This window comes from Lentzea sp. NPDC092896 (assembly GCF_044754905.1).
Taxonomy (GTDB): domain Bacteria; phylum Actinomycetota; class Actinomycetes; order Mycobacteriales; family Pseudonocardiaceae; genus Lentzea.
The window spans coordinates 917,022-934,233 of sequence record NZ_JBIVPX010000002.1 but is presented as its reverse complement, the minus strand read 5'-3'; the positions used below and the strand labels follow the sequence as shown (position 1 = coordinate 934,233).

The 17,212-nt window shown below is 69.8% G+C and carries 17 protein-coding genes; 8 read left to right on the top strand and 9 right to left on the bottom strand.

Going from position 1 to position 17,212, the window contains the following annotated elements; all coding sequences use genetic code 11:
- The first annotated feature begins 39 nt into the window (after window positions 1-39).
- Window positions 40-951 (top strand): NADP-dependent oxidoreductase, encoded by a 912-nt coding sequence (locus ACIQF0_RS15325; protein WP_401029734.1) that lies wholly within the window; start codon window positions 40-42, stop codon window positions 949-951.
- Between the two features lie 7 nt (window positions 952-958).
- Here the strand turns inward: ACIQF0_RS15325 and ACIQF0_RS15320 are convergent, their stop codons facing one another.
- Window positions 959-2,140: a DUF5624 domain-containing protein gene (locus tag ACIQF0_RS15320; protein ID WP_401029731.1), complete on the bottom strand. Its 1,182-nt coding sequence runs from the start codon at window positions 2,138-2,140 to the stop codon at window positions 959-961.
- A 21-nt stretch (window positions 2,141-2,161) separates the two neighbouring features.
- Complete coding sequence (locus ACIQF0_RS15315; protein ID WP_401029728.1) at window positions 2,162-3,286, bottom strand: hypothetical protein; 1,125 nt, start codon at window positions 3,284-3,286, stop codon at window positions 2,162-2,164.
- A gap of 68 nt (window positions 3,287-3,354) precedes the next feature.
- Here ACIQF0_RS15315 and ACIQF0_RS15310 point away from each other — a divergent pair, with 68 nt between their 5' ends.
- The 3 genes from ACIQF0_RS15310 (at window position 3,355) to ACIQF0_RS15300 (ending at window position 6,838) form a co-directional block, all read left to right on the top strand.
- Window positions 3,355-3,984, top strand: coding sequence for a TetR/AcrR family transcriptional regulator C-terminal domain-containing protein (locus tag ACIQF0_RS15310; RefSeq protein WP_401029725.1), 630 nt, complete (start codon window positions 3,355-3,357; stop codon window positions 3,982-3,984).
- Window positions 3,985-4,152: 168 nt separating this feature from the next.
- On the top strand, window positions 4,153-5,583 hold the full coding sequence (locus ACIQF0_RS15305; protein ID WP_401029722.1) for an MFS transporter: 1,431 nt from the start codon (window positions 4,153-4,155) through the stop codon (window positions 5,581-5,583).
- A 40-nt stretch (window positions 5,584-5,623) separates the two neighbouring features.
- A complete protein-coding gene (locus ACIQF0_RS15300; protein WP_401029719.1) occupies window positions 5,624-6,838 on the top strand; it encodes an FAD-dependent monooxygenase in 1,215 nt (404 codons plus the stop codon).
- 51 nt (window positions 6,839-6,889) lie between these two features.
- Here ACIQF0_RS15300 and ACIQF0_RS15295 read toward each other — a convergent pair whose 3' ends face one another.
- On the bottom strand, window positions 6,890-7,411 hold the full coding sequence (locus ACIQF0_RS15295; protein ID WP_401029716.1) for a CGNR zinc finger domain-containing protein: 522 nt from the start codon (window positions 7,409-7,411) through the stop codon (window positions 6,890-6,892).
- 88 nt (window positions 7,412-7,499) lie between these two features.
- Here ACIQF0_RS15295 and ACIQF0_RS15290 point away from each other — a divergent pair, with 88 nt between their 5' ends.
- The gene (locus tag ACIQF0_RS15290; protein ID WP_401029714.1) at window positions 7,500-8,564 is read left to right on the top strand and encodes an epoxide hydrolase family protein; all 1,065 of its coding nucleotides are present in this window, start codon (window positions 7,500-7,502) and stop codon (window positions 8,562-8,564) included.
- A 14-nt stretch (window positions 8,565-8,578) separates the two neighbouring features.
- Here the strand turns inward: ACIQF0_RS15290 and ACIQF0_RS15285 are convergent, their stop codons facing one another.
- Entirely contained in the window at window positions 8,579-9,253 is a 675-nt protein-coding gene (locus ACIQF0_RS15285) for a GntR family transcriptional regulator (RefSeq protein ID WP_401029711.1), read from the bottom strand.
- Window positions 9,254-9,347: 94 nt separating this feature from the next.
- Here ACIQF0_RS15285 and ACIQF0_RS15280 point away from each other — a divergent pair, with 94 nt between their 5' ends.
- Both ACIQF0_RS15280 and ACIQF0_RS15275 read left to right on the top strand, forming a co-directional pair.
- On the top strand, window positions 9,348-10,139 hold the full coding sequence (locus ACIQF0_RS15280; protein ID WP_401029708.1) for an alpha/beta fold hydrolase: 792 nt from the start codon (window positions 9,348-9,350) through the stop codon (window positions 10,137-10,139).
- Between the two features lie 119 nt (window positions 10,140-10,258).
- A complete protein-coding gene (locus tag ACIQF0_RS15275; protein ID WP_401029705.1) occupies window positions 10,259-12,802 on the top strand; it encodes an NACHT domain-containing protein in 2,544 nt (847 codons plus the stop codon).
- Here the strand turns inward: ACIQF0_RS15275 and ACIQF0_RS15270 are convergent.
- Both ACIQF0_RS15270 and ACIQF0_RS15265 read right to left on the bottom strand, forming a co-directional pair.
- Window positions 12,799-13,263 (bottom strand): YybH family protein, encoded by a 465-nt coding sequence (locus ACIQF0_RS15270; RefSeq protein ID WP_401029702.1) that lies wholly within the window; start codon window positions 13,261-13,263, stop codon window positions 12,799-12,801. The genes ACIQF0_RS15275 and ACIQF0_RS15270 overlap by 4 nt on opposite strands.
- Before the next feature lie 79 nt (window positions 13,264-13,342).
- On the bottom strand, window positions 13,343-14,239 hold the full coding sequence (locus ACIQF0_RS15265; RefSeq protein WP_401029699.1) for an oxidoreductase: 897 nt from the start codon (window positions 14,237-14,239) through the stop codon (window positions 13,343-13,345).
- Window positions 14,240-14,336: 97 nt separating this feature from the next.
- On the opposite strand from ACIQF0_RS15265, the gene ACIQF0_RS15260 reads away from it, so the two are divergent.
- Window positions 14,337-14,759, top strand: coding sequence for a PLAT/LH2 domain-containing protein (locus ACIQF0_RS15260; RefSeq protein WP_401029697.1), 423 nt, complete (start codon window positions 14,337-14,339; stop codon window positions 14,757-14,759).
- Between the two features lie 49 nt (window positions 14,760-14,808).
- Here the strand turns inward: ACIQF0_RS15260 and ACIQF0_RS15255 are convergent, their stop codons facing one another.
- The 3 genes from ACIQF0_RS15255 to ACIQF0_RS15245 are packed head-to-tail and all read right to left on the bottom strand — an operon-like array spanning window position 14,809 to window position 17,140.
- Complete coding sequence (locus ACIQF0_RS15255) at window positions 14,809-15,594, bottom strand: hypothetical protein (protein WP_401029694.1); 786 nt, start codon at window positions 15,592-15,594, stop codon at window positions 14,809-14,811.
- Window positions 15,595-15,629: 35 nt separating this feature from the next.
- Window positions 15,630-16,544: an SDR family NAD(P)-dependent oxidoreductase gene (locus tag ACIQF0_RS15250; protein WP_401029691.1), complete on the bottom strand. Its 915-nt coding sequence runs from the start codon at window positions 16,542-16,544 to the stop codon at window positions 15,630-15,632.
- On the bottom strand, window positions 16,541-17,140 hold the full coding sequence (locus tag ACIQF0_RS15245) for an NAD(P)-dependent oxidoreductase (protein ID WP_401029983.1): 600 nt from the start codon (window positions 17,138-17,140) through the stop codon (window positions 16,541-16,543). Before ACIQF0_RS15245 ends, ACIQF0_RS15250 begins: the two co-directional genes overlap by 4 nt.
- Between the last annotated feature and the right edge of the window lie 72 nt (window positions 17,141-17,212).

Below are 17,212 nucleotides of genomic sequence, written 5' to 3'. Positions count from 1 at the left end.
TCCCAGGTTCCGAGCCGAAACCGGGCTAGTTTCGGAGTCATGAAAGCCATCACCGTCCAGGACCGGGCAGCCGGTCTCAGTGGTCTCACCCTCACCGACCGCCCGTACCCGCACGCCGCGGAGAACGACGTCGTCGTGCGGGTGTGCGCGGCCGGCTTCACCCCCGGCGAACTGGACTGGCCGGGCACCTGGACCGACCGGGCCGGCCGCGATCGGACTCCCAGCGTGCCCGGTCACGAGTTGTCCGGCGTCGTGGCGGAACTCGGCTACGGCACCACCGGGCTCACCGTCGGACAGCGGGTGTTCGGGCTCGCCGACTGGGCCCGCGACGGATCGCTCGCCGAGTTCACCGCCGTCGAGGCCCGCAACCTCGCGCCGCTGCCCGCGGACGTCGACCACACCGTCGGCGCCGCCCTGCCGATCTCCGGCCTGACCGCGTGGCAGGCGCTGTTCGACCACGGCCGTCTCGAGTCCGGGCAGACCGTCCTGATCCACGGCGCGGCGGGCGGGGTGGGATCGATCGCCGTGCAACTCGCGCGCAGGGCGGGAGCGCGAGTCATCGGAACGGGCCGCGCCGGCAACCGAGCCGTAGCACTCGACCTGGGCGCCGACACCTTCGTCGACCTGCAGACCGAACGCCTGGAGGACGTCGGCGAGGTCGACGTGGTCCTCGACGTCTTCGGAGGGGAGATCCTCGAACGCTCGGCCGGGCTGGTCCGCGCCGGCGGCACCCTGGTCACCATCAACGAGCCTGCGAAGGCCAGGCCGCGCGACGGCCGGACGATCTTCTTCGTCGTCGAGGCGGACCGCTACCGGCTGGCCGAACTGGCGAAGCTCGTCCGCGAGGGAAGCCTGCGCGTTCTGGTCGGTTCCCAGTACCCGCTGGCCGAAGCACCGGCCGCCTTCGGTGCGGGACGCGGTGGCGGCAAGTCGATCATCGTGGTCGACTGACGGCGGTTCAGCGACGAACGGTGGTCCCGGCCGGATAGGTGGTGTGTGTGAAGCCGGGAATCTCGACGAGGTCGGGCCGGTTTCCGTTGGCGCTCAACTGGTCGAGCATGAACTGGGAGCCGGCGGTCGCGAGTTGTGCCGCCGGGTCCTCCATCACGTAGCGCAGCCGCGACACGATCGCGCGTTTGTCGTCGACCGACCGGACCACCGGCATGGCGTTGATCACCTGCGTGTCGTCGTCGACCACGGGCGCCCGGTCGATCGTCCTGCGGAACGCCGGGTAGTCAGGCCACATGACGCGGCTCATCTCCACCGACGACAGGGAGCTGTACCAGATCTTGCGGTACAGCTGCTCGGCGCGGGCGCAGGCCTCGCGGTCGGCGAGCTCCTCGATCTCGACGGCCGGCGCGAACGGCGCGATGATCAGCTTGGCCGGGTCCAGCTCGCGGCCCGACGCCTCGTGGAGCAGCGGGCACAGGCTGTTGGTCTCCCACGTCAGGCCCGCGCTGAAGCGCCCCGCCCGGCCGGCGATGATCACCATCAGCTCCGGCCACGCGATGTCCTGCTCGGACAGCCACTTCAGGGTCCGGTGGATTCCGTCCAATGCGGACAGTGCGAACGTCGCGGCCATCATGTCGTTGAACGGCACCGGTACCGCGTCCGGGCCTTCGCCCTCCAGCAGGGTCGCGCGCAGGCGCTCGAAGTCCAGCAGCTCCGGAGAGGCGATCGCCCGTTCCAGGTAGTCGGCGGTCGTCGAGCAGGTGTAGTCGACCAGGTCGGCGATCTTCTCCTCGCGTCCCCGCCAGGCGGCGACCGCGACCTCGTCGCGCCAGTACGAGACGTCGTTGAACTCCCCGACGGTGCGGCACTGGGCGACCAGGTCCCTCGCCGCGGTCTCCCAGCCGGGATCACCGAGCTCCCGGAGCCGGGCGAGGTACGGGATCGCGATGCCGAGGTGGGAGATCGCGGTCATCTCGAAGAACCCTCGGGTGGAGATCCGGAAGTTGACCGTCGCGGGCGGGCGTCCGCCGCCGGGGAACAGCACCAGGTCGGTGCCCGTCGCCACCAGCAGCGGTGTGTCCGCGCGGGCCGCGCCGAGCTGCCGCTGCAGGGTGTGACCGATGCTGTCCGGTGCGGCGGTGAACAGCTCGAACAGTCGCATGAAGTCGGAGTTGGGCTTGTAGTGCACGGGTTTCTCCTTGGGTGAGGTTCAGGCCTTGCCGAGTGAGAGTTCGTAGACGACCGAGTCCTGGCGGAAGCGCACGTCCGGGGTGAGGCTGTTGGCCACGACCAGGAAGTTCCTGCCGTCGGCCTCGAAGTGGCTCGCGTCGGTCCCACCGGAGGTCGGGAACTCCTCGATCACCTCGAACCTGCCGTGCTCCCACCGGTAGAGCTGGGACATCAGGTCGGTCCTGGGCGCCGGAGGTCCACCCAGGACGAAGCAGACGCGGACGAGGAACAGGTCGTCGCCGTGGCGGAAGAGCTCGAACTCGCGACCTCCCGGGCCACCGAGTGACTGGTGGCGCTCGAAGAGCTCACCGTTCCAGCGGTACAGCGTCGAGTCGCCGTCGATGCACGCGAAGGCGAGCCACTCGCCGCCGTCCCGCGAGAAGTGCAGGAAACTCCGGCCGAAACGCTCTGCGAACGTCTGGTAGGGCACGAAGGACTGTCCGTTCCAGCGGTAGACGACACTCGGCGAGACGTGGTCCGCGTAGCCCAGGAAGTGGTGCCCGCCGATGCGGAAGTGGGCCCAGTTGTAGCCCCACCGCCCGCCGAGGACCTGGAACTCCTGCCACCGTCCGTCGATCCGCTCGAAGATGACCGATCGTCCGTGACCTCGGTGTGTCAGGCCGGGAACGGTCAGACCCTGTGCCAGCGCCAGGAACTCGCGGTCGTCGACCAGGAAGTGGTGCCACTGCTTGGCTCCGAAGGTCGGCACCGTCTCGTCGACGATCCACTCCCCCTCGTCCTCGCGGTAGATGAGCGACCTGACGTCGGTGTCGTAGGGACCGCTTCCGGTGCGGAGGTTCGCGAAGGCCAGATAGGTCCTCCCTCCACTGCGAAAGCTCACCGCGTCCTCCCCGCTCGGGCACGGCAGGCGGTCCACCTCGACGAACCGCGCTCCCTCCCAGCGGTAGAGCAGGGCGTCCACGTCGGCGTCGCCGCCGTTCATGTCCGCGACCTGTCCCGGCACGTCCTCCGCCAGCTGGGGAACGACGAGGTGCAGCCCGTCCCCGGTCCGGAAGACGTGCGCACCGCGAGCGCCCGACGTCGCAAGACGCTGGTGCTCCGAAAGGATCTTCGCTTTCGGGTTGACCGGTCCGGCGTTCGTCACGGTAGGCTCCTTAACTAAGTTAACTTGGCTGCGGCCAACCGTTGCTTAACTTTGATAAGTTGTCAACCATGCCGAAGGGGATCACCCGTGAGAAGGTCGTGGCGGCGGCGTTGGAGCTGCTCAACGAGAAGGGCCTCGAGGGCGTCACCGTCCGTGCGCTCGCGGAGCGGCTCGACGTCCGCGCCCCTGCCCTGTACTGGCACGTGCGCAACAAGCAGGAACTTCTCGACGAGATGAGCACCACGGTCCTGCGCCGGATCATGGAGGCGTTGCCGGCCGCCAGTGCGCACTGGCGCGACGACCTCGCCGCCTACGCCCGCGTACTCCGCGCCGAGTACCTGCGCCACCGGGACGGCGCCCGCATCTTCAGCGGTGCGCGGGTCTCCGATCCCGAGGTGGTGGTCATGAAGGAGCCCCTGTACCGGAGCTGGACCGAGGCGGGGCTGACCCTCGCGGAGGCCGACGACGCCCTGGACGTGGTGCTCGCGTTCGTCGTCGGGTTCGTCATCGAGGAGCAGGAACGGCTCCAGTCGGCCGAGGTCGATCCCACGCGGTACTCACTCGCGGAACGCGACGCCTGGCTGGGCGAGCGCGCGCCGCTGACCAAGGCCGCCGGGCACCTGCACGACCACGGCGACCAGCGGTTCGAACGCCACCTCGCCGTCGTTCTCGACGGACTGGCCGCCCGGCACGCCTGACGATTTTCTCCGCCGCACAACAACTTCACTGATTCCGACGCGCACCGACCACCTCGAAGATCGAGTCGTGCTCATCGGTCGATGACGCACGCCCATTTCACCTCAGAACACTCGTTCGCCGTCTTCGGCGCGCGCTTTTTCGCGCGCACTCCCACTTCTGGAGCCTTTGTGGACAACAGTCCGAGCGTCCTCGATCCGCCTGAACAGGTGTGGCACACCCGGTGGAACCGCCGTCTCGCCGGCCAGATCGCCGTGTTGCTCCTGGCGAACGTCCTGGCGGACACCGTGATCGTCACCCCCATGCTCGTGCTTCCCCAGATCCTGGGCCACTTCCACACCGACCAGGCGGCGTGGATCAGTTCCAGCGCCATGCTCGCGGGGGCGATGCTGGCGCCGTTGTTCGGCAAGAGCGCGGACATCCACGGCAAGCGCAGGATGCTCGTGGTGGCACTGCTCGTCGCCTGCGCGGGTGGGCTGATCTGCTTGCTGGCCCCCACGTTGTGGCTCTTCGTGCTCGGCAGGTTGGTGCAGGGCGCCGCGGTGGCCGGGGTCTTCCTCACGGTCGCGATCGTTCGAGACCTCTGCACGCCCAGGGTCGCGATGACGGCGGTGGGCGCGGTGACCACCGGTGCCGGCGTCCTGAGCGTCGTCGTGAACGTGTCCGTGGAGCAGCTGGTCGCCCAGTCCGGGTTCCGGGTGGTGTTCCTGGTGTCGGCGTCGCTCGCGGTCATCGCCGTTGTCCTCGTGCGCTCCCTCGTCCCGGAACCGGCCACCAGAACTGCGGGACGCGTCGACATCGCGGGCGCCGTGCTGTTCGGCGGCGGCGTGACCGCACTGCTCGCGTACATCAGCTTCGTGCCGGACCTCGGCTGGTCCGGTCCGGGCGCGCTCGCCCTGCTCGGTGCCGGCGTGGCCGCGCTGGCCGGGTGGTTCCGCACGGCCCGGCGGGTGCCGGAACCCGTGATCGACGTCCGGAACCTGGGGCGGCCGCTGGTCCTCACGCTCCTGGTGGTGGTGCTGGGCACGGGCGCGGTGCAGTGCATGGACCAGCTGCTGAGCGTCATCGCCCAGGTCTCACCGGACCAGCGGCTCGGGTACGGGTTCGACGCCAGGGGCTCGCTCAGCCTGCTGTTCGGCATTCCGGCGATCGGGATCATGGCGGGAGGCCTGATCTCCGGCTGGGTCGCCGCCCGGTTCGACCCGTCCGCGGCACTGGCCGCGGGAGTGGTGACCGGGACGGTGGGCGCGGTCGGCATGTTCAGCGGGGCGTCCTCGTTCCACGGTGCGATCGCCTTCGCGGTCCTGCTGAACCTGTGCCTGGGCACGTTGCTCGTCTCCGGTTTCAACATGGCGGCCGTGCTCGCGCCGCCGGAGCGCCAGGGCGTCACCGCGAGCCTGGTGACGGTCATGAGCGCGACCGGTTCCGTGGTCATGAGCTTCGTGGGCGCCGCCGTGCTCGCCGCCACCGACGTGGTCGTGGACGGGACCGTCGTCAACTCGGCCACGGGCGTCCACGGGTACATCGGGGTCTCGGTCGGCGTGTTCGCGGTCGCCGTCGTCCTGGCCTTCTTCCTGGTGGCACGCCGCCGTCAGTTCTGAAGCAGCACCAACCAACCCCCTTACACACAAAGGAAAAGCCATGTCCTCTTCCAGCACGAAGCGAGCCCTTGTCGTCGGTCTGGGCATCAGCGGCATCGCCACGGCGATCCGCCTCCGCCAGATCGGATGGGAACCGGTGGTCGTGGAACGCGCGCCCAGCCGCCGTTCGGGCGGTTACTTCGTCGCCGTCTTCGGCGCCGGGCAGGCCGCCGCGCGGCGGCTCGGTTTCCTCGACGCCATCCCCGACCGGTCCGCCCGCGCGAACGTGACCTTCACGATCGACCGCGAGGGCGAGCGCAAGCCCGGTCTGGGGTTCGGGAGCATCCCCGGCAGCCCCCGGCTGATGCTGCGCGGCGACGTCGAACAGGCCGCCTTCGCCACGCTGCCGGCGGACGTCGAGATCCGGTACGGGACCCAGCCCGTGCGGATCGAGCAGGACGGCTCCGGTGTCGACGTCACGCTGACGCACGACGGTGCCACGACCACCGAGCGGTTCGACCTCGTCGTGGGGGCCGACGGCCTGCGGTCCTCGGTCCGGCGGCTCGTCTTCGGGCCGCACGACGACCACCTCCACCGGCTCGGCTACATGATCTCCGCCTTCACCCTGTCCCAGCCCCTCGACGGACTCGACCCGCAGCACGGCTTCACGTTCTTCGAGCCGAACCGCGCGATGTGGCTCTTCCCGTTCGAGGACCAGCCGCACAGCGTGCTGTTCTCCTACCGCACCGACGACGTGGACGGTGAGTTCATCGGACGGCCCGTCGACCGGATCCGCGACGCCTTCGGCCCGGAGCAGGCGGGCCCGGTGCTGGGGCCGGCGATGGACGCGCTGGAACGGGCCGACACCTTCCTGTTCGACGCCGTGGAGCAGGCGCGCCTGAACGTCTGGTCGCGGGGCAGGGTCGTGCTGCTCGGCGACAGCGCGTGGTGCGTGAGCCTCTACGCCAGCATGGGGGTCTCCGCCGGTCTCGCCGGCGCGGACCTGCTCGGCTCCATGCTGCAGCGGCACCGCGACGACGTCCGCCCGGCGCTGCGGGCCTGGGAGGCACAACTGCGCCCGCACATCACGAGGTACCAGGAGGCGGGACTCGACCAGCGCTCGTTCTTCACCCCGGACAGCGAACGGCAGATTGCGCTGCGGCCGGTCATCGCCCGCGGCATCCAGCTCCCCGTGATCGGCGACGCCGTCCACTTCCTGAGGCGCAACAGCAAGGCGACGAAGGAAAGGGACGTCGACATCGCTCACGTCGCCTGACCGTCCTGTGTGGAACCTCCCTCTCGTCCGGCGTCGCGGGGCGAGAGGGCCTCAGGAAGCGCCGTGCCGACGCTCGCGGTAGACGCGGGTCTTCTGGCGGTTGCCGCAGATCTCCATCGTGCACCAGCGGCCGCCGCCGTTGCGCGAGACGTCGTAGAACGCCCACCGGCAGTCCGGTGCGGCGCAGAGCTTGACCCGCTTCCAGTCCCCTCTGGCCACGCTGGTGGCCACCGTCTCGACGACGGCGCCCAGCCACGGCCTGCCGGACGTGACGGAGACGCGGAGCCCGCCCGAGCCGTCCGGCACGAGCACCAGGGGGTAGTCCCGCAGTGCCGTCGTGGCCTCGCCACCGGCGACCAGCGCCTGCCGGAGCGCCGTGCGCAGCGCGATGGTGGCCTCCACGTCCGTCATCTGCACCGGAGCACCGCCCGGCGCGAGTTCGCGATCGGCCAGCCAGTCCGCCAGCGCCTGCGGATCAGTCAGCCGTTCGCCGGGGACGTGGGCTTCTCCGTGCCGCGTGAACGACCGCTCATCGACGGTGTTGAGGAAGTCCTCGATCACCTGCAACGACATCACGACACCATTGTCGCACGAGACTGGTGTTGCATGCCTCAGACACCACTGTTAGCTTTCAATGGTGTCTCACGGAACGGAGGTCGTCATGCTCGAAACCGTCCCAGAGCCCGTGCTGGAGGACCTGCGCGCCCGGCTCCGTGCCTACCGCCGCGTGGCGCTACCGCCTGGCCTCGGCTGGGAGCGTGGCGTCGACGGCGACTTCCTGGCCGGCCTGCTCTCCCACTGGGCCGAGCACTACGACTGGCGGGTGCACGAAGCACGGATCCGCGCACTGCCGTGGACGCGGACCGCCGCCCCGGTCCGGCTGATCCACCAGCGCGTCACGACGCACGACGTCCCGGTCGTCCTGCTGCACGGCTGGCCCGACTCGGTGCTGCGGTTCGACAGGGTCCTGCCGCTCCTGCCGGATCTGAACGTGGTCGTCCCTGCGCTGCCCGGATTTCCGTTCGCGGCTCCGGTGCCCGGCGGTGGCATGTCGGCCGCGGCCATGGCGGAGGTGGTCGCCGCGGCGATGGCGGAACTGGGATACGACCGCTACGTCGTCTCCGCGGGCGACGTCGGGTGCGATGTGGCCGAGGCACTGGCCGCGACGCATCCCGGCAACGTCGCGGCCCTGCACCTGACCGACGTGTCCCAGTACCGGTTCCTGGTGGACCTCCCGGACGACCTCTCCCCCGCCGAGCAGGCCTACGTGCGGCACGGGCACCGCTGGCAGGCGCAGGAAGGTGGTTACATGCGGGAGCAGGCCACCAAACCGCACACCCTGGCGGTGGGACTCGGCGACTCACCGGCGGGCCTGGCCGCCTGGCTGGTGGAGAAGCTGCGCGCGTGGACGGACTGCGGCGGCGACGTCACGACGGTGTTCACCTACGACGAGCTGCTGACGTGGATCACGGCGTACTGGGTGAGCGGCTCGATCGGCACCTCGTTCACCCCGTACGCGCAAGCGACCAGGCCACAGGAGCCGATCACCGCGCCCACGGCGTTCACGATCTTCCCCAAGGACCTCGTCAACGCGCCACGAGAGTTCGCCGAGCGCTTCTTCGACGTCCGTTCCTGGGTGGAGGAGACCCGCGGTGGGCACTTCGCGGCGTGGGAGTGCCCGGAGCGGTACGCCGCCGGAGTCCGCACCGCGATCTCTCTCGCCTGAGAGCGCTTTTCCGTTCAGTGTCCGAGCAGGCGGGCGCTTTCCTCGGCGCGACGCAGCGCCACCAGCAACGCGGCCCGCCCGGTGTGGTCGATGTCTTCGGTCAGCGCGTCCACCGCGGCCTCCCCGCCCAGCCGCAGCTTCTCGACCAGCCCGCGGTGCACGGCCGCCATCCTCACGACGTCGAAGTCGGGGCGGACGAAGGTGAGCAGCAGCCGCACCTCGTCCTCGCAGCGCTGGTAGCTGTCGAGCAGGTGCCGGTTGCCGGCCGCCGCGACGATCGCGGTGTGGATGGCGCTGTGCACGCGCGTCAGCTCGCGCCACGACGGCCGCGTCGTCCGCTCGGCCAGCGCCTCCAGGCGTTCCACCTCGGCGACCACCGGCCCCAGGTCCGCACCGGCGGCCAGGGCCATGCGCAGCGCGCCGAGCTCGAGCACCTTGCGGTAGTCGAAGACCTCGTCTATGCGTTCCTTGCTCAGCTGCGGGACGACGGCGCCGCGGTGACGTTCGTGCACGACCAGCCCGCGTTCGACGAGCAGCCGCAGCGCAGAGCGCACCGTGTACCGGCCGACCTCGAACCGCTCCGCCAGGTCCTCCTCGCGGAAGCGGGTGCCCACGGGGTGCACCCCGTCGAGCAACTCCCCCCGCACCGCGGCGGCGATCCGTTCCGGCGCGGCCTGCGTCCCGGCCATGACACCCCTCACGTCGTCAAGGGGTGTCACAGTACCCGATTGGATTGTGTCACAATCGACGGGACGAACCGGTTCGGCACAGCAAGGGGTGCGTGTGGAGATCGACGGAGTCCAGGTCCACGGCGAGGCCGGGACGCCCGTGCTGCTGCTACCCGGCGGCGCGGAGGCCTGCGACGGCTTCTTCCCCGGCCTGCCGGAAGGCCTGACAGCGGACCCCGGCGCGCGGGTGATCGTGCACGACCGCCCAGGCACCGGCACGAACGCCGAGGACGGATCGCTGGCAGACGCCGCGGCCCACCTGAGCGCCCTCGTCGACCGGCTGGGCTGCGGCCCGGTCGTCGTGGTCGGGCAAAGCCTCGGCGGCGCCGTGGCCGTACTGCTCGCGCGCGACCACCCCGAGCAGGTAGCGGGCCTGGTCCTGCTGGACCCGACGCCGATCAACGATCCCGGCGTGTGCGCCGGCCTCGAACGCATGATGGGCCTGTTCGGCAAGCTGGCAGCCGTGCCAGGACTGCGCCGCCCCCTGGCCGCGACCTTCCGATCCGCGGCCCTCCGATCCGCGCGAGGACGTGATCTGCGGCCCGACTGCCTGGCCGCACTCGAACGCACCGCGGACCTGGACATCCGAACGCTGGCCCGTGCGGTCCACGGCATCACGGAAATCTCCCGCGGCGTGCGGGAGTCCGACCTCCCCCGCCTGCCCTCGGTGCTGGTAACGGCCGACCGCAAGCCGGACCACGCCGTCCGCCTCGCCCACGACCGGCTCGCCACGGCACTCGGCGCGGACGTGGCGGCCTGGCCGGGCGCGACGCACAGCGTCCACCTCGACCACCCGGACGAGGTCCTCGCCACGGTGCGCGACCTCATCGCCCGCGTCCAGAGCTAGGCGCGGCGCAGAAGCTTCATCGGCGTGAACGGGATCGTTCCGGCCGGGCACGCATGCCCCCAGTGTCATCACTGGTCACTACGTGTAACGGCGCCTGAGAGCCGAGCGACTGAACGAACATGCGCAACGGCGTGTTGTGGCTCATCGTCGCCACGAACCTGGTGGCGGCGCTCGCCGCCATCGCCACGAATGTGGCGACCGAGCGCATGCCCGAGAAGTGGCAGCCGCACCTGTGGCTGGCGTGGCCGCTGCTCGGCCTGCTGGTCGTCAGCGGCGTCTGGCTGGCGATCAGCCTGCACCGTGCGGGCACACCACGGGAGGTCACCCCGGAACGGGCCGCCTACAACCGCGAACGGATGCTCGCCCACGTCCGCACCCGATGGATCGACGGCGTGCTGGCGCGCTCGGTGTACCGGCAGACGCTCGTCGACCTGGGCCTGGAGGATCGGCCGGAGGCTTTGGTCAGGCCGTGGGACGTGCTGCTCGACACGCCCGAGGCCGGCCGCCGGGTGTTGACGGCCGGCCAAAGCCTTCGTGACGTCATCGCGATGAGCGACGGACTGCTGGTGCTGGGTGCGCCCGGCGCGGGCAAGACGACGATGTTGCTGACACTGCTGGAGGAACTGCTCGACGCCGCGGCTCGTGACGACACCGCACCGATTCCCGTGGTGTTCCCGTTGACCTCGTGGGCCTCGAGCGGCAAACCGCTGCGAGCGTGGCTGGTCGACGAGTTGCGAGGACGGCTCTACGGCGTCTCGCCAGACCTGGCCGAGCACTGGGTCGCCAACGATCGCATCCTTCCTCTGCTCGACGGTCTCGACGAGGTGTCATCGGATCGGCGACTGGCTTGCGCGCGTGCGATCGATCAGTTCCACAGTGGACATCAGTTGCTCCCGCTGGTGGTCACCAGTCGCCTGGCGGACTACGAGGCGCTGGGGTATCAGCTTTCGCTCGGGGCGGCCGTTCTGATCCAGCCGTTGAGCGAGCCCCAGACGATGAAGTACCTGAAGCGCTTCGGGTCGGCGCTCGCGGGATTGCGCCAGGCACTCGCAGAAGCTCCAGTGCTGTGGGACTTGTTGCGCACGCCGTTCCTGTTGAGCGTCGCGGTGCGTGCCTACGAAGGACGCCCCGCCGCCGATGTGGGTCGCGCGGGCTCGTTGGAGGAGGGACAACGCCACCTCTTGGAGGCCTTCGTGGACCGCACCTTGCGCCGCAAGGGACAGCTTGCCGGGTTCACGCCGGAACAGACCGTGCGCTGGCTCGCCTACATCGCCCGTTCGCTCGCGGAACGGCTCGAGATGTTCTACGGACCGGAGTTCATCAGCACGAGATGGCTCATTCCGACGCACCGCCGTCGCTTGAACCGGCTCGCGGCACTGCTCGGCTCGGTGTTGCTGGGCGGCGCGGTAGGGCTGCCGATCGCTGTGGTCGTCCACCCGGTCACAGGACTGGGCACGGGGCTGTTCACCGCGATCGTCTACGGCATGATCATGAAATCGAGCAGCCCGCCGAACGTGTCTCTCGTCGAGGGTGACTCGTTCGGCGGACGTGTCTTTCTCGTCCTGATCTCCTGGATCGCCTTCGGGATCGTCCTGGCAGTGGCCCTGCCGGTGCTCGGTGGCGCGCTGGCTCTGATCGCGAGCGTGCCGGTGGGAATCGTCGGCGTTCTGTTCGGAGCGTCCTTCCTCGATCTCATGCTCGGGATGCTGGGAATCGGTGCTCTGTGGGGCCTGTTACTCGGCCTGATCATGCCCGCCCCCTTCTTCTCCGAGCTGGAGATCTACGCAGGCGGAACGCGGCGCGGTGGCGACGCGCTGCGGGACACGTGGTGGTTCTTCTGCCTGATCACCGTGGGCGTGTCGACACTGGCGGCATTGGTGCTGGAAAGCCACTGGGGCGCGATGGAAGTGCTCGCAGGCGCGGTGTTCGGTCTGGCGTGCGGCTACCTCTACTGCGGCCGAGCCCTGCTCGGGCACTGGGGCAGCCGCGCCGTGATGGCCGGGGCCGGCGTCGTCCCGTGGCGGCAGACCGCCTTCCTCGACTTCGCGGAATCGCGGATGCTGATGCTCAAGGTGGGCGACGGCCACATGTTCGCCCACCGGCTGCTGTTCGAGTACTTCGCGACGCTCGAACCCACCCACGTCAGCAGTCGCTACGCCTCGGATGGCCTCCCGGCCGCCGATTTGCGACCGGAGGCGTTGCTCGCCAGGGCGAGACGGGGACGACCCGGTGACAACGTGATCCGCGTTCTGACGTTCGCGAGCTCCTTCCTACCGGCTTCGGTGTGGACACCTACCGCGGTGGAGATCGTCAGATCCCTTGGCGACGGTTCTCCGGCGGTTTCGGAATCGAACGAGAACTCCGAGACACTCGACGTGCTGCTCGCCGTCCACCGGCTGATCGCGACAGCCGCGTTTCCTCCGCACGCCGCAGCCAGCGCGGTGGCGCTGGGAGAGCTGTTGGCAGCACTCCTGAAGGATCCTGCGGAGCCGCCGCTTCGGCTCAGCTACTTCCAGAGATACTTCGACGACGCGATCTCCGCCCTCAAGGCCACCTCCGCCGGAGACGACCAGGACCTCGCCGCTCGGCGAGCCGCCGTCTTGAAGACGTTGACAGAGCAGGACTTCTATCGCAGCGCACGCGCGCTGAGAGCGGTCGACTAGCTGACGTCGCCGCCGACACGCCCGTCGAGCTCGCCCGGCGACAGGACCTCCGTGGAGTTGTGCTCACGGATGATCCGCCACCCGTCCGGCATCCGGTGCCAGACGAGCGAGGTCGTGGTCCGGATGTCCGTGACGCCACCGGGATTCGCGATCCGCGCCACGAACCTCAGGGTGGACGCGGCCAGATCGCCCGACGCGACGACGTGCGGTCCGTCGTCGATCGCGTGGTGCGCGGACACCATGTCGCGGAAGGCCGGCTCCCAGATCGCGCCGTAGCCGGCGGCGGTCGTCGCGACCCTGTGTCCGGGGTCGAAGTCGTCGTAGAGGCGGACGGCCGGTGAGCCGAAGTCGTAGAACTCGCCGAAGACGCGTCCGAAGTCGAAGGGCTCGTCTCCTTCGCGGCGGTCCCAGCCGAACACCCACCGGCCGTGCCGCTCCGCGATCACCTGTTCGTCGTTCATGATCTCGACGCTAGGACCGGACCGGGATTTCCGGCAGGGTGTGTCACACCCACCCGGAACCCTGGGCAGGGCGGCGAACTCAGGGCTTCGCGGTCAGCGGGAAGGTCACCCCGGTGAGCCGCTCCGACGCCTCCCACAGCCGCCGCGCCAGCACCGGGTCGCTGGCCGCCGCCGACCGGCCCACCAGCGCGGGGTGGCCGTGCAGTTCGAAGCGTCCGTCCGGGCCGACGTAGCTTGCGCCTGGCAGGTCCTGGGTCGCCGCGTACAACGACGGCTGCGCGCCCTGGGCCTCGGTCTGCGCGAGATAACGCCCGGCCAGGTGCACGATCTTGACCAGTTGCGGGTTGCGGCCCTTCGTGCCCAGGTTGGTCGCCGAGTAGCCGGGGTGCGACGACAGCGCGCGCACGGACGATCCGGCCTCGCGGCACCGCCGTTCCAGTTCGAGGGTGAACAGCAGGTTCGCCAGCTTCGACCGGCCGTAGGCCTTCACCGGGGTGTAGCCGGCGCGGGCGAAGTCGAGGTCGTCGAGATCGAGCACGCCCGCCTTGTGCGCGCCGGAGGCCACGGTCACCACTCGGTCGGTGATCGAGGGCAGCAGCAGGTTGGTCAGCGCGAAGTGGCCGAGGTGGTTGGTGCCGAACTGCAGCTCGAACCCGTCCGCCGTGTGGCCGTGCGGGGTCATCGCCACCCCGGCGTTGTTGACCAGGACGTCGAGTCCGCCCTGCCAGCCCTCGGCGAACGCGCGCACCGACGCCAGGTTCGCCAGGTCCAGTTCACGGACCTCGGTGGTGCCGGACATGGCGGCCGCCGCCCGTTCGCCGGCGGCGACGTCGCGCACCGCGAGCACCGTGCGGGCCCCTGCGGCGGCGAAGGCGGTCGCCGTGCCGCGGCCCACGCCGCTGGCCGCACCGGTCACCACGACGGTGCGACCGGTCAGGTCGGGAAGGTCGTCGGCGGTCCACCCGTGCTTCGTCATGATCGCGAGCTTAGGCGGCCGCTGGACGACCACTGACCGGCCACCGTCGCGCGCGACCGTATCGGCGTCACGGTTCACGTCTACAGGAAGAGAGAAGATGAAGATCCGCACTGTGCTGCTCTCCGCGGCACTGGTCGTCCTCGGCTCGCTCACCGCGGTCGTTCCCGCCTCGGCCGACGGCATCAGCACCTACTACCTCACCTTCCGCACCGGCAACCTGTCTAACGCGGACACCGACGACGCCGTCCGGGTGACGATGTTCGGCACCGAGGGCCAGTCCGCGCCGATGCAGTTCGACCGGGACTTCCACCGCGGCGAGACGTGGACGTTCGGGCCGTACCGGCACCCGTCGTTCGGCACGATCGGCTACATCAGCCTGGGCAAGAGCGGCCGGGAGTCAGACGCCTGGTACGCCGAGTACGTCGACATCCACGAGGAAGCCACCGGCAGGGTCTACCACTGCGCGGTCAACGAGTGGTTCCCGCAGGAAAGCCTGACGCGGTTCTACGCCTGCGTATGAGTTGAGCACCCGGTGCGGGCGCGAGTGGAACTCGCGCCCGCATGTGCTCTCAGGGATTCCAGTCCAGGAGTACCTGCGTGCGGTCGAAGCGTCGTGCGACCAGGTCGTCGCGCCGGATCACCCAGAACATGCCGGCTCCCCCGCCCGACCGGTAGACGTTGAACTCCAGCAACAGGACCTGGTCCTCGTCGGCGACAGCACCGAGGACGGCGATCTCGGCCGCGGCACACCCGTTGTTGTCGGTGCCGTACCCGCCCAGCACCAGGGTCGCTCCGCCCCACTGGTCCGCCCACACCTCGGCCAGCGCCTCGGAGTGGGGGTGCCCCGGCACCGGCACGAGGTAGACGGGCGGTGGCGCGTCGACCGTGCCGACGAACGGCAGGGACACATCAGCCGTGAGGTGGATGTCGCCTTGCGGGTACTCGTCGCAGATCTCCTCGAACTGGTCGCTGCAAGCCGGGTAGGACTCAGGATCCAGTTCCCGTTCCACGACTTCCGCGCCTTCCGGCACGTACAGCACCTCGCCCATCCCCGGCTCTTCCGGATAGCCGAAGAACAACAGCTTGCCGTCCGTCGGCAGCGGGAGATCCGTCGCGTCCAGGGGAAGGGCGGCGCAGTCGATGGTCGCGACCAGCGGGTACTCCTGCGTCTCGACACCGGCGGGAAGCATGATCGGACCGCCGAACCGGCCCACGACCGGCCCGTCCCCGTCCAGTGTCAGAAGCGCGGACGGGCGAACGAGCTCCAGCCACCGGTCCACATCGGGTTCCGGGATGTTCCGCGTGAGCGCCTCGGTGCGGATCTGGTCGAGGATCTTCGCGTTCCTGGGATTCACGGCGGCACCGTAGCGCGGGGTACCGACAGGTCTGCTCAGCCGCCAAGCGCTGCCCAGTCGGCACTGAGCTGCCAGGCCTTGGCGCGCGTGGCGGGGTCGTAGGAGACGCTGGGCGACCGTTCTTCCTTGTCCCGCACGTAATAGCGGCCCGTCACGGTCGCGAGGCCGGGATCCGTGGCCAGGCGCAGCGCGGCCGCCGCGCCTGCTTCCGGTGTCAGCAAACGACTGTGGATCAGCGACCGGAACGGTGTGAGCACGGCGGGCGTGATGTCGTCGACGATGCTCGTGCTCACGAGTCCGGGATGCACGGCGTTCACCGTCACGCCCTCGTCCTGCCACCGGTCGGCGAAGACGTAGCCGCAGATCGTGCTCAGCAACTTGGCCCTCGCGTAAGCGGTGAACGGCGCGAAGCCCTCGGCTGGATTGAGCTCGCGCAGGTCGGTGACGCCCGCCAGGTCGAGCGGGACCGGCCGGGGCCTGCCGAACAGCGGCACGCTTCGGGTGTCGGACATGGTCGCCGAGACGACGTTGACGACACGGCTGGGCGCGGCGGCACGGAGACGGTCGTGCAGGAGGTAGGTGAGCGTGAACCCGGCCAGGTGGTTCACGGCCAGATGCGCTTCCACGCCGTCGACGGTCAGGCGCCGGTCGCGGTAGTGCGCCCCAGCGTTGTTGACCAGCAGGTGCAGCCGGTCGTGACGTCGCGAGAACTCGGCGGCGAGCCGGCGCACGTCAGCGCGGACGCACAGGTCGCCGGTGAGCACCTCCACCCGGTCGGCGCCGATCTCGCGCCGCAGGGCTTCCCCGCGTTCCCCGTCGCGGCTCGTGATCACGACGTGGGCGCCGGCGCGGACCAGCTCCGCGGTGATCACCCTGCCCATTCCGCCGGCGCCACCGGTCACCAGCGCGACCTGGCCGCTCAGGTCCGTCAGACCACTGTGGACGGTCATGCGGCGATCCTCGGGGTCTGGTGGACGAACGCCGGTCGCACGGCCTCGCGCACGAGGAAGTCGGCCAGGTCGGCGCGCGACACCGAGGAGGTCACGGTGATGCGCAGATCGTTGCCCGTGCGGTAGCCGCCGGTCGCCAGGGTGTCCTTCAGCGCGGGAGGGCGGACGATCGTCCAGTCCACATCGGACTGCCGGATGAGTGCCTCCATCACCTCCTTGTCCCGCATCTTGTGCTTGACCGACGCCCAGAGCAGCAGGGAGTACAGCGACCGGTCGCGGCTCTCCGCCGCACCGTGTGCACTCACAGCGACGAGGCGGCGCACGTTGGCCGCCTTCATCCCGAGCAACGCGGCGCGGATGCCGTCCGAACAGACCGTGGACGGGCCGGGGTCGTTGGTGCCGAGCGCGCTGATGACCGCGTCGTGGCCGGCGACGACGTGGGCCAGATCGGTCAGCACCGGAAGCACCACCGCGGTCAGACCGGGCGCGGACGGGATCGCGTCGCTGCGGCGCACGACGGCGGTGACGGCGTGCCCGGCGCGCAACGCGACGTCGACGACAGCCCTTCCAGTGCCACCGCTCGCACCCAGGACCACCAATCGGGAACTCTGTGAGTCATCTTGTCTCATAAGTTCCACTCTGCCGTCCCGCGTGCCTCTGAGTCAAGT

What these genes read in the sequence shown, in the direction of transcription:
- ACIQF0_RS15325 (WP_401029734.1), top strand. Translation starts at nt 40, where the DNA reads ATGAAAGCCATCACCGTCCAGGACCGGGCAGCCGGTCTCAGTGGTCTC.
- ACIQF0_RS15310 (WP_401029725.1), top strand. Translation starts at nt 3,355, where the DNA reads ATGCCGAAGGGGATCACCCGTGAGAAGGTCGTGGCGGCGGCGTTGGAG.
- ACIQF0_RS15270 (WP_401029702.1), bottom strand. Translation starts at nt 13,263, where the DNA reads ATGAACGACGAACAGGTGATCGCGGAGCGGCACGGCCGGTGGGTGTTC.
- ACIQF0_RS15275 (WP_401029705.1), top strand. Translation starts at nt 10,259, where the DNA reads ATGCGCAACGGCGTGTTGTGGCTCATCGTCGCCACGAACCTGGTGGCG.
- ACIQF0_RS15300 (WP_401029719.1), top strand. Translation starts at nt 5,624, where the DNA reads ATGTCCTCTTCCAGCACGAAGCGAGCCCTTGTCGTCGGTCTGGGCATC.
- ACIQF0_RS15285 (WP_401029711.1), bottom strand. Translation starts at nt 9,253, where the DNA reads ATGGCCGGGACGCAGGCCGCGCCGGAACGGATCGCCGCCGCGGTGCGG.
- ACIQF0_RS15260 (WP_401029697.1), top strand. Translation starts at nt 14,337, where the DNA reads ATGAAGATCCGCACTGTGCTGCTCTCCGCGGCACTGGTCGTCCTCGGC.
- ACIQF0_RS15295 (WP_401029716.1), bottom strand. Translation starts at nt 7,411, where the DNA reads ATGTCGTTGCAGGTGATCGAGGACTTCCTCAACACCGTCGATGAGCGG.
- ACIQF0_RS15265 (WP_401029699.1), bottom strand. Translation starts at nt 14,239, where the DNA reads ATGACGAAGCACGGGTGGACCGCCGACGACCTTCCCGACCTGACCGGT.
- ACIQF0_RS15290 (WP_401029714.1), top strand. Translation starts at nt 7,500, where the DNA reads ATGCTCGAAACCGTCCCAGAGCCCGTGCTGGAGGACCTGCGCGCCCGG.
- ACIQF0_RS15250 (WP_401029691.1), bottom strand. Translation starts at nt 16,544, where the DNA reads ATGACCGTCCACAGTGGTCTGACGGACCTGAGCGGCCAGGTCGCGCTG.